This is a genomic window from Pantoea sp. KPR_PJ, assembly GCF_041386365.1.
Taxonomy (GTDB): Bacteria; Pseudomonadota; Gammaproteobacteria; order Enterobacterales; family Enterobacteriaceae; genus Pantoea.
The window spans coordinates 707887-719173 of record NZ_JABMIK010000002.1 but is presented as its reverse complement, the minus strand read 5'-3'; the positions used below and the strand labels follow the sequence as shown (position 1 = coordinate 719173).

Sequence of the window (11287 nt, the reverse complement as noted above, 5' to 3'; positions counted from 1 at the left end):
AGCGCATAAAAACTGAATGACGCACCAAACGGAGCCTGCCGTCCACCAACCGATAATCGCTTGCTTTGCAACGTTATCAGACATCGGACGCAACGTTGAGTAAGGCTCCACCTTTTTCCAGGCGATGCTGCGGCGTCGCTCTCACGGCAGGCCGAAAGGTCTGCCGTTTTCATTTCCGCTCTATCTTCCCTGGGCTGACTTCGCTAGCATTCTTACAGCGTTTATTTAAGGAAGCGACCGCGTGAGAAAATGGCGTCTATTTCCCCGATCGTTGCGTCAGCTGGTGCTGATGGCGTTTCTGCTGGTTTTGTTACCGCTGCTGGTACTGGCATGGCAGGCCTGGGAAAGCCTGTCGGCTTTAAGCGATCAGGCAGCGGATACCAACCGCAACACCTTTACCGACGTACGCCGCAGCGAAGCAATGGCGCGTACTGCGCTGGAGCTCGAGCGGAGCTACCGGCAGTACTGCGTACTGGGCGACGCAACCCTGGCGCGTCTCTACCAAACCCAGCGCGTGCGCTATAACCAGATACTCGATTCTCACGCCTCAAGCCTGCCCGCGCTGAGCGCTTTTCAGACCTTACGCGCCACCCTGCCTCAGCTGGCCGATTTGCAGTGTGATAACGGAAATCCGGTCGCCGCTGTCTCGCAGGCGCTGGAGCGGTTTTCCGCCACGAATGCGCAACTGGTTCAAGAGACGCGCGATGAAGTCTTTGCGCGTGGGCTACAGCTCCAGCGTGAAATAGCCGATCGCGGTCAGTTTTTTGGCTGGCAGGCGCTCACGCTGTTTATCGTCAGCCTGGCGCTGGTGCTGCTTTTTACCCGCATGATTATTGGACCCGTAAAAAGCGTTGAGCGGATGATTAACCGGCTTGGCGAAGGGCGCGAACTGGGCGCAAGCGTGGCGTTTCGCGGCCCGCGCGAGCTGCGTTCACTCGGGCAGCGTATTGTCTGGCTTAGTGAGCGGCTCGCCTGGCTGGAAAGCCAGCGGCATGCGTTTCTGCGCCATTTGTCGCACGAGCTGAAAACTCCACTTGCCAGCCTGCGGGAAGGCACCGAATTACTGGCAGATGAGGTGGTCGGCACGCTCAACAATGAGCAGAAAGAGGTGGTAGCGATCCTCGATTCCAGCAGCCGCCATCTGCAACGCCTGATTGAACAGCTGCTTGATTACAATCGCAAGCTGGCGGAAGGGGAAGGGTCTGGATCGCTGGAGCGGGTAGAGATCGGTGAGCTGGTCGACAGGGTGGTCAGCGCGCATGCGTTGCCGGCACGCGCTAAGCTGATGCATACCCTGTGCGATCTGTCGGTAACACACTGCCTTGCCGAGCCGATGCTGCTGATGCGGGCGATCGACAACTTATACTCTAACGCAGTGAACTATGGCAGCGAATCGGGTAGCATCTGGCTGCGCAGCCAGCTGCACGGCGATAAAGTCTGGATCGAGGTCGCCAACAGCGGCACGCCGATCCCGGTTGAGGAGCGGGCAATGATATTTGAACCTTTTTTCCAGGGCAGCCAGCAGCGTAAAGGGCCCGTTAAAGGCAGCGGACTGGGACTGAGCATAGCCAAAGATTGTCTGCGTCGCATGCAGGGCGATCTGCAACTGATTGACAGCAAAGACGCTGACGTTTGTTTTCGTATTGTACTGAATCACACAGCCGGGAATGCCTGACAGATGAAAATCATCTTCGCCTCACTTTTTACCGCGCTGCTAAGCCTGTCGCTCAGCGGCTGTAATGCCTCCCCGGCCACTTCGTCCGCACACCGCAACGCCGTTGTTACCGAGCCGGAAGTTAATCTCCCTGATTACCTTGCCACAGAATGCAGCAGCGTCTGGCGCAATGAAAGCGCGGCGGCCACCGGCAATCCGCTCTACTGGATGCGTGCCATTGACTGTGCCGAGCGACTGTCCCCCGCCGAGGCGCGCGCTGAGGCGCATCGCTGGCCGGTAGAGGGGTGGGCGCGCGCATTCAAGAATGGCATTTTGATGGCTAACGGCAACGTGACGCCGCTGGAGCGACGCGATTATGTTGCGTCGCTGGATGAATACAGCAGCGAGTTTCCGGGCGCCGTGCGACCGCTGATCCAGCTGTGGCGCAGTAGCCAGGTGGCTCAGCTTAACCTCAGCGAAACGCGATCCCGTTATGCCCATTTACAGCAAAGCAGCGATGCGCAGCTTGACGCGCTGCGTCAGCAGCAGACGCAGATGCGTAACACCCTTAACGATACCCAGCATAAGCTGGAGCGGCTGACGGACATTGAGCGCCAGCTCTCATCGCGCAAAGCGCCTGACGTCACCGAAAGCAGTCACGCGCCGGAAACGCCGCAACACGAGGAGCCATGATGGCCAGACAATCCGCACGTTTGCTGCTGGTAGATGACGATCCCAGCCTGCTAAAGCTGCTGGGCATGCGCCTCAGCAGCGAGGGCTTTCAGGTACATACTGCCCCAGGCGGGCCGGACGCGCTGCGGCTGTTGCAGAAAGAGCAGATCGATCTGGTGATCAGCGACCTGCGCATGGACGACATGGATGGCCTGGCGCTGTTCGGCGAAATCCAGAAGCGCAATCCCAGCCTGCCGGTGATTATTCTGACGGCGCACGGCTCGATTCCAGACGCGGTTTCCGCCACGCAGCAGGGGGTATTCAGCTTTCTTACCAAGCCGGTCGATCGTGATGCGCTCTATAAGGCTATTGACGATGCGCTGGCGCAGCGTGCGCCAGCGGGTGGCGACCGCTGGCGTGAAGCGATAGTGACTCGCAGCCCGGTCATGCTCCGACTGCTGGAGCAGGCGCATATGGTGGCGCAATCGGACGTCAGCGTATTAATCAACGGTCAGAGCGGCAGCGGTAAAGAGGTGCTGGCGCAGGCGATTCATGCCGCCAGCCCGCGCGCTGAAAAACCCTTCATTGCCATTAACTGCGGTGCGCTGCCGGAACAGCTGCTGGAGTCAGAACTCTTTGGTCATGCCAGAGGAGCGTTCACCGGTGCGGTAAGCGCACGTGAAGGACTGTTTCAGGCGGCGGAAGGGGGCACGTTATTCCTCGACGAGATCGGTGATATGCCTCCGTCGCTACAGGTTAAACTGCTGCGCGTCTTGCAGGAGCGCAAAATTCGCCCACTCGGTAGCAATAACGACATCGAAATTAACGTGCGCATTATCTCGGCGACGCATCGCGACTTGCCGAAGGCGATGGAGAAGAAAGAATTTCGCGAGGATCTTTTCTATCGTCTTAACGTCGTGAATCTGAAGCTGCCTGCGCTGCACGAGCGCACCGAGGATATTCCGCTGCTCGCCGCGCATCTGCTGCGTCAGGCAGCCGGGCGGCATAAACCCTTTGTACGTAGCTTTTCGGTGGATGCGATGAAGCGTCTGATGTCCGCGAGCTGGCCTGGTAACGTGCGCCAGCTGGTGAACGTCATTGAACAGTGCGTGGCGCTGACGTCGTCGCCGGTTATCAGCGATGCGCTGGTAGAGCAGGCGCTCAGCGGCGAGAATAGCGCATTACCGACGTTTGTTGAGGCGCGTAACCAGTTTGAGCTGAACTACCTGCGTAAGCTGTTGCAGATGACCAAAGGCAATGTCACTAACGCCGCGCGGCTGGCCGGGCGTAATCGCACCGAGTTTTATAAGCTGCTTTCCCGACATGAACTGGACGCCAGCGATTTTAAAGAGTAGCTTTCTGGCGCAAAGAAAACGCCTGAGGTTGCGGGTATATACTTACAGCACCCCATCCGGTCTGGAGGGAGTGTAAAAAGGGTCTGACATGAAAAAGATTGATGCAATTATCAAACCATTCAAACTCGATGATGTGCGTGAAGCCTTAGCCGAGGTGGGCATTACCGGGATGACGGTCTCTGAAGTGAAAGGCTTTGGCCGCCAGAAAGGGCATACTGAGCTCTATCGCGGTGCGGAGTATATGGTCGACTTCCTGCCAAAAGTGAAAATCGAAATGGTCGTAGGCGACGACATTGTCGATACCTGCGTGGAAACTATTATGAAAACCGCGCAGACCGGCAAAATCGGTGACGGTAAGATTTTCGTTTTTGACGTTTCACGCGTGGTGCGTATTCGTACCGGGGAAGAGGATGAAGAGGCGATTTAAGCCTGCCGTGTCCCCGCAAAAAGCCCGCTACTCTGCGGGCTTTCTCTTGAGTAATGGTTACAGACCTTTGTGTGGGCCAAAAACCTCATAGTGAATGCGCGATGCATTAACGCCCGCCTCGCGCAGTTGTCCGGCCACACACTGCATAAAGCCCACGGGACCACACAGCCAGAACTGCGTACGTGCATCCCGCAGCCGCTCAGAGAGGCTGGCCAGATCCATTACCCCCTCAGCGTCAAAACGCCCGGCGTCAGCCGCGTCCGGCATGCGATACCAGACACGCTTGCAGAAATCGCGCAGGAGAGCCCCCGTTTCAGCCACCTCAGCAGCAAAAGCGTGCTGCGCGCCGTTTTCAGCTGCGTGAAGCCAGGTAACCGGTGCAGCGTGAGCCTGTTCTGCCAGCGCGTGCAGCATAGCCAGCGTGGGCGTTACGCCCACGCCCGCAGAAATCAGCGCAACCGGGATCTCTGATGTCACATCCATGAAAATATCCCCATGCGGAGCGGTCAGCGCCAGCACATCGCCCACTTTTGCATGCCGGTGTAGCCAGCCCGATACCACGCCTGGCGGCTCATACTTCACCGCAATACGGTAGGTCTTGCCATCCGGTGTATGCGTCAGCGAATACTGACGGTTTTGCTGAAACACAGATCCGGCGGGGCGCAGATGCACGGTGATATACTGCCCGGGCTTAAACGCTGCGACCTTACCGCCGTCCACCGGCGTCAGGGTAAAGCTTTTGATCACCGCGCTTTGCTCCTCAATGGCGCTAATGCGAAACGCGCGCGTACCGCGCCATCCTCCTTCCTGCTGCTCGCTTTCCTGATAAATCGCCTCCTCGCGCTGGATAAAAACGTCTGCCAGCACATCGTATGCGCGTCCCCACGCGGCCAGCACCTCATCGCCTGGATTAAGCAACTCTTTGATGGTCGCCAGCAGGTTTTCTCCCACGATAGCGTACTGGTCAGGCGTGATAGCCAGGCTGGCATGCTTCTGCGCAATCTTTTCTACAGCAGGCAGCAGAGCCGCCAGGTTGTCCAGGCTGGCCCCGTAAGCACAGATCGCATTAAACAGCGCCTCACGCTGGTCGCCGTTGCGCTGATTGTTCATATTAAAAACATTTTTTAATGCAGGATGCTGCGTCAGCATGCGGTCATAGAAATGCGCAGTCAGTCCTGGACCCACGGCGGCAATAGCAGGAAGCGTAGATTTCACCGTAGCAATAGTGTGTGCATCAAGCATGAGTAATCCTCTGGCTGTTTAAAGTTGTATTTTAAATGCATGTTATTATCGGGCATCAGCGGTTGTAAATAATCCGGTGCACGTTTGGGTTATCTGACTGGCAAGCTTCTGGGACAGAGGGAAAAAATCTGCGCCACGGTTTAAGGAAAAATTGTGGTGGAACGACAGAATAAAAAAGCGTAAAAATCCCGTTCCAGCTGGCAGCCAATCGTTTGCGTCTATTCCGGAATTGGCGCTACCGTCACCTGGCAAAACGGTTTACACTGTGGGCCTTTGCTCCCTCAGGGAGTGTAAACTGCCGTTAAAAAGTTAGCTGAGTCAGGAGATGCGGATGTTAAAGCGTGAAATGAACATTGCCGATTATGATGCCGAGTTGTGGCAGGCGATGGAGCAAGAGAAAGTGCGTCAGGAAGAGCACATTGAACTGATTGCTTCTGAAAACTACACCAGCCCACGCGTAATGCAGGCGCAAGGTTCGCAGCTCACCAACAAATATGCCGAAGGGTATCCAGGCAAGCGCTACTACGGCGGTTGTGAATATGTCGATATCGTTGAACAGCTGGCCATCGATCGCGCTAAAGAACTGTTTGGTGCCGATTACGCGAACGTGCAGCCGCACTCTGGTTCTCAGGCTAACTTTGCCGTCTATACCGCGCTGCTGCAGCCGGGCGATACCATTCTGGGTATGAACCTGGCACACGGCGGTCACCTGACTCACGGGTCGCCAGTTAACCTGTCTGGCAAGCTCTATAACGTTGTGCCTTACGGCATTGATGAGAGCGGCAAAATTGACTACAACGAACTGGCTGAGCTGGCAAAAACGCATCAGCCGAAAATGATCGTTGGCGGCTTCTCTGCCTATTCTGGCGTCTGTGACTGGGCGAAAATGCGCGAAATCGCTGACAGCGTAGGCGCTTACCTGTTTGTCGACATGGCGCACGTAGCGGGTCTGATCGCGGCTGACGTCTATCCGAGCCCGGTGCCGCATGCGCACATCGTCACCTCAACCACGCACAAAACCCTGGCGGGTCCGCGCGGGGGGCTGATCCTGGCGAAAGGGGGTGACGAAGAGTTCTATAAAAAGCTGAACTCTGCTGTCTTCCCGGGCGGGCAGGGCGGTCCGCTGATGCACGTTATCGCCGGTAAAGCGGTTGCGTTCAAAGAGGCGATGGAGCCGGAGTTTAAAACCTACCAGCAGCAGGTAGCGAAAAACGCGAAGGCGATGGTGGAAGTGCTGATCGAGCGCGGCTACAACATCGTTTCTGGCGGTACGCACAACCACCTGTTCCTGATCGACCTGGTCAGCAAAAATCTGACCGGTAAAGAGGCGGATGCCGCGCTGGGCCGTGCCAACATCACCGTAAACAAAAATAGCGTGCCGAACGATCCGAAAAGCCCGTTTGTTACCTCTGGTGTGCGTATCGGTACGCCAGCGGTTACTCGTCGCGGCTTTAAAGAGGCCGAAGTGCGCGAGCTGGCTGGCTGGATCGCCGACGTGCTGGACAACGTCAACGATGAAGCGACCATCGAACGTATTAAGCAGAAAGTACTGGACGTCTGTGCCCGCCTGCCGGTGTACGCGTAATTTTAATTCTGTGCAATCGTGAAGAAGGATGGCCCTGGCCATCCTTTTTTATTGCCTGATTTCCGGTAGAGTAGCGCGCAATAACGTGAACGGATAAGCATTGCTGGAGGGATAATGGCAATCAGCTCAGCGAAATGGCTCGGTCTTGGCTATTTCACTTACTTTTTTTGCTACGGCATCTATCTGCCTTTCTGGGGCGTCTGGCTGAAGGGCACCGGCCTTGATGCTGAAAAAATTGGCCTGCTGCTGGGCTGTGGCATGGTGGCACGCTTTGCCGGTAGTCTGTTCATCGCTTCACAGGTTAAACATCCGGCGCAGCTGATCGTCGCGCTACGGCTGCTGGCGCTGATGACCTGCCTGTTTGCCGCCGGATACTGGATAGGGCAGCAGTGGCTCTGGCTGCTGCTGGTGATGGTAGGCTTTAACCTCTTTTTCTCGCCACTGGTACCGCTCAGCGACGCGCTGGCTGCCACCTGGACCCGGCAAATCGGCCTGAAATATGGACCGGTCCGCCTGTGGGGCTCGCTGGCCTTTGTGATCAGCTCTGCGCTGACCGGACTGTTGGTCAATCACTGGTCATCGCAGGCGATTCTCGCGCTGCTGTCGGTTGGCATGCTGGCGATGCTGGCGGGCATGCTGCTGCCGCCGCTGACCTACCCACAGGGAGAAGAGCGTCATGGCGCGGCTGGCGGGGGCTGGCGTGCCTGGCGCGATCTGCTGCGGGAAAACAGCGTATGGCGCTTTATGGTCTGCGTTACGCTGATGCAGGGCGCGCATGCAGCTTATTATGGCTTTAGTGCTATCTGGTGGCAGCAGAGTGGTTACTCCGCCTCGGTGGTCGGCTATCTGTGGTCACTTGGCGTGGTGGCGGAGATTATCGTTTTTGCCTCAAGCAATCGCCTGTTCCGCCGCTGGCGTGCTCGCGACTTGCTGCTGCTTTCCGGCGTCTGTGCGCTGGTGCGCTGGGGGGTGTCAGGAGCAACCGTGGAACTGCCCTGGCTGATTGTGGGACAGATCCTGCACTGCGGCAGCTTTACCGTTTGCCACCTGGCGGCAATGCGCTTTATCGCCAGCCGCAGCGGTCCGGACGTTATTCGCCTGCAATCGATTTACTCGGCGCTGGCGATGGGAGGCGGTATTGCGGTAATGACCATGATTTGCGGCCTGCTGTTTACCCACCTGCAGGGACATCTTTTCTGGGTGATGGCGCTGGTTGCACTGCCTGCGCTCTTTTTGCGTCCACGCGCGAGTTAACTCTCCAGCAGCGCGCGAATACGCTGCTGCTGATGGTCACTCAGCGGCAGCTCAGCGTGGATCAGCGGCGGCGAGTAGAGCGGCAGGGAGGTGGCATAGGGCGAGATCACCAGCGCAATTTCACGGGGTGCGCCGTCGCGCTGAAAGTCCGCCATATCCTGATATTTGATGTTAATCGGCAGCAGTGAGATTTCGCGGATCTGCTGTTCGATCTGCTGTTCAAGGCGGGCATTTTCTCCGGTCAGCAGCAATACCTGCTTCTCCTGAAGCGCGCTCCCCTGCATCAGCCAGGCACCGAAAATAACAGCAATCAGGCTGACCTCTTCCTGACTGAAATGTAAATCGTAATGGGTTTCAAACGGCGTCAGCGCCTGTTGCGTGGTGCGCAGCAGCCGCGGATAGAGCTTTGTCACGTCCAGCGCCACGCTGTTATCAATGCCAATAGCAAAATGGGAGCGGTCCAGCGCCTGCCCCAGGTGGGTATAGAGCTGGCGCGTCAGTTCCTGCGGCTCCACGAAGCGTAGCCCGGCAAGCTGTTCAAAGGCCTGGATAAGCTGTTCCGTTGCCGTCATCAGCTGCTGATGGCAGGGATGATGCAGTGTGTCAGCGTCTGGCGCATGGGTCAGGCTGAACAGCAGCGTCCAGAAATCGGCTTCGCTACTGTGCGGCGCAAGGTGACAGCGCTTTTGCCAGTGGAGGATGATGTCCATCGCCGCCTCGCGCTCAAATTTTTGCGCCAGCCAGGCGCGCTGACGTTCGTTAAACAGCGCAGGCTGACGCTGGAGCAGGCCATATTTCATAAAAATTTGCAGGAACAGGCGATCGCGCGCGCTGAAATCGCGTGACAGCTTCAGGCTACAGTGCTGGATCAGCGCCTGTAAGTTAATCTCATCGTAGAGCGCTTTTTCAATTTTCATTATCTTCAGCCGCTGGCGTAGCGGCGCAGCAAACTGCTCTCGCACGAAGGTTTCCGACAAACGCAGCCCGCGCCGCAGCCAGTGCAGCAGGCAAAGTCGCCGATCCAGCTCGGTGCCATGAATGCGAAAGCTGCCGTCCACCATCTGATGCAGTTCCAGCTGGTGATAACGCTGTATCTCCTCGCCGACATCTTCGATATCCTGTCGGGCAACGACAGCATCAACGCCATTCAACTGACAGAGTTTTTCAAGCGTAAGTGCGGGAGTAGGCAGATACAGTAGCAGTAGCAGATGACAGCGGCGCTGCGATCGGGTGAAGAGTGGTGCCGAAGAGGTAGCAGAACTCATCAGTCTGGATTCCAGCGGTCCGGTATTGCGCTAAGAATAGCCAATCGCATAAAACGCTGGGGCGTTGTTCAGGTTTTTAATGCAATGCTTCAGCATGGGTCACAATTTTTTGTTACTTATATAAGCTTCCCGTCTGGAATGTAACTTTATAACATTATGAAAACTGCACTTCTTACTCTGTTGATGGTGCTGAGTGCTGCGGGCTGGGCACATCCGCACAGTTTTATCGATATGAAAACGGACCTGATCGCGAATGATGATACGTTTACCGGACTGAAAATGCGCTGGACGATGGATGAGATTACCTCTGCCGATCTGCTCTATGACGCAGGAGATGCAAAACCAGGCAGCGAGGTGTGGAAAAAGCTGGCGGCAGAGGTGATGGCCAATGTCCTGGGCCAGCACTACTTTTCTGAGGTATGGCACAATGGCCAGCGGGTGAAGTTTCTAAATTTGCCAACAGAGTATCATCTGTCGCGCAGCGGCAATAAAGCGGTGCTGGAGTTTATTTTGCCCCTGGCCGAACCGCCGACCTTAGGCGGTCAGCGCTTTGATATTCTGACTTTTGATCCCACCTATTTTGTCGATATGACCTATGCCGACGCGCAGGCGCTCAGCCTGCCAGAAGCATTACGGGGACGCTGCGCCCTGGCGCTGCATACGCCCAAACCGGATGACGGCCTTAAGCAGTATGCGCTGTCGCTGGATAAAGCGGATGCACCGCCTGAGCAGATGGATTTGGGGCGTCAGTTTGCACAACAGGTAACGCTGACGTGTCGCTGATAATAGCAGGCTCCCGAACGCACCGGCTCTGGCCCCTGTGGCTGCTGGCTATTGTCATGATGGCATCGGCTTTTGCGCTCTGGCTGTACTGGCCGCAACTTCTGCTGCAAAGCGTTATCTGGCAAAAAGCTTTGCACCAGCAGATGACGCAGCTGTTGCAGCAGGTGAAAGCCGAACCTGACAGCACCGGTGGCCTGCTGGTGCTGTTTAGCCTGGCGTATGGCGTTCTGCATGCGCTCGGACCAGGCCACGGTAAAGTCGTGATCGCAACCTTTCTTGCGACTCATCCAGCACGCCTCAGGACCAGCCTCAGGCTGACGCTACTGGCGTCGCTGCTGCAGGGCGGGGTCGCGATTGGACTGGTGACGCTTATGCTGATTGTGCTGCAAACCTCCTCACGTCAGCTGCATCTCAGCAGCGACTGGCTGGAAAAAGGCAGTTATCTGCTGGTGATGGGCCTGGGCCTGTGGTTGAGTTTCCGCTCGCTGAAAACGCTGTGGCAGCGGCTGCGTCCGCGGTCAGCGCGCCGTGTACGCGCACGACATGTACATCATCACAGTGCGCATTGCGGCTGCGGACACGCGCACCTGCCAGCTGCGCAGCAGGTTGCCGAAGCGGTAAGCGTTAAAACACAGCTTCTGCTGGTCGCTTCAATGGGACTACGTCCTTGCTCTGGTGCGGTTATGATGCTGCTCTTTGCTCGCGTAACGGGCGTCTATCTGTGGGGCGTACTGTCGGCGGTGGTCATGGCTTTAGGAACGGCGCTAACTATCTCTGCGATCGGTCTGCTGGTGCAGCGATTCCGGGCGCTTGCACAACGTCTGGCCGGTGACCGCTCGTCATCCTCAGCGGCAGCGATTCTCATGCCTCTGCTGGCCCTTACCGGCAGCCTGCTGCTGGTGGTAACAGGCATGATTTTATGGCAGAGCGCCGCATCCGGTATCGGCGGGGGAGTCAATCCTTTTCGTTAGCGCCAGTTTATTCGCGACCGCAAATAAATTTATCTTCCGGCCTTGCTGTTTTCCGTTTTGTTTATCTCTTTTTTTTTGC

10 protein-coding genes are annotated in these 11287 nt (G+C 56.8%); 8 read left to right on the top strand and 2 right to left on the bottom strand.

The features are described 5' to 3' along the window. Window positions 1–241: 241 nt before the first annotated feature. The 4 genes from HP564_RS08045 to glnB all read left to right on the top strand — a co-directional run bounded on the left by HP564_RS08045 (window position 242) and on the right by glnB (window position 4108). Complete coding sequence (locus HP564_RS08045; protein ID WP_371241841.1) at window positions 242–1675, top strand: ATP-binding protein; 1434 nt, start codon at window positions 242–244, stop codon at window positions 1673–1675. Window positions 1676–1678: 3 nt separating this feature from the next. Next, window positions 1679–2347, top strand: a complete 669-nt coding sequence (qseG, locus tag HP564_RS08040) for a two-component system QseEF-associated lipoprotein QseG (protein ID WP_371241839.1) — start codon at window positions 1679–1681, stop codon at window positions 2345–2347. After that, window positions 2347–3681 carry a two-component system response regulator GlrR gene (gene glrR, locus HP564_RS08035; RefSeq protein ID WP_371241837.1) on the top strand — a complete coding sequence of 445 codons (1335 nt, stop codon included), beginning with the start codon at window positions 2347–2349 and terminating at the stop codon, window positions 3679–3681. The genes qseG and glrR overlap by 1 nt, the downstream gene beginning before the upstream one ends. A gap of 88 nt (window positions 3682–3769) precedes the next feature. Beyond that, the gene (glnB, locus tag HP564_RS08030; RefSeq protein ID WP_033753971.1) at window positions 3770–4108 is read left to right on the top strand and encodes a nitrogen regulatory protein P-II; all 339 of its coding nucleotides are present in this window, start codon (window positions 3770–3772) and stop codon (window positions 4106–4108) included. Window positions 4109–4165: 57 nt separating this feature from the next. Here the strand turns inward: glnB and hmpA are convergent, their stop codons facing one another. Next, window positions 4166–5350: an NO-inducible flavohemoprotein gene (hmpA, locus tag HP564_RS08025; RefSeq protein ID WP_371241835.1), complete on the bottom strand. Its 1185-nt coding sequence runs from the start codon at window positions 5348–5350 to the stop codon at window positions 4166–4168. Between the two features lie 331 nt (window positions 5351–5681). Here hmpA and glyA point away from each other — a divergent pair, with 331 nt between their 5' ends. Continuing rightward, complete coding sequence (glyA, locus tag HP564_RS08020) at window positions 5682–6935, top strand: serine hydroxymethyltransferase (RefSeq protein WP_371241833.1); 1254 nt, start codon at window positions 5682–5684, stop codon at window positions 6933–6935. 114 nt (window positions 6936–7049) lie between these two features. Further along, window positions 7050–8189: a 3-phenylpropionate MFS transporter gene (locus HP564_RS08015; RefSeq protein WP_371241831.1), complete on the top strand. Its 1140-nt coding sequence runs from the start codon at window positions 7050–7052 to the stop codon at window positions 8187–8189. Here HP564_RS08015 and csiE read toward each other — a convergent pair. After that, window positions 8186–9454, bottom strand: a complete 1269-nt coding sequence (csiE, locus tag HP564_RS08010; protein ID WP_371241829.1) for a stationary phase inducible protein CsiE — start codon at window positions 9452–9454, stop codon at window positions 8186–8188. The genes HP564_RS08015 and csiE overlap by 4 nt on opposite strands. A 156-nt stretch (window positions 9455–9610) precedes the next feature. Between csiE and HP564_RS08005 the strand changes: the two genes are divergently transcribed. Both HP564_RS08005 and HP564_RS08000 read left to right on the top strand, forming a co-directional pair. Continuing rightward, on the top strand, window positions 9611–10237 hold the full coding sequence (locus HP564_RS08005) for a DUF1007 family protein (RefSeq protein WP_371241827.1): 627 nt from the start codon (window positions 9611–9613) through the stop codon (window positions 10235–10237). Next, window positions 10228–11208, top strand: coding sequence for a nickel/cobalt transporter (locus tag HP564_RS08000; RefSeq protein WP_371241825.1), 981 nt, complete (start codon window positions 10228–10230; stop codon window positions 11206–11208). Before HP564_RS08005 ends, HP564_RS08000 begins: the two co-directional genes overlap by 10 nt. Window positions 11209–11287 lie beyond the last annotated feature (79 nt).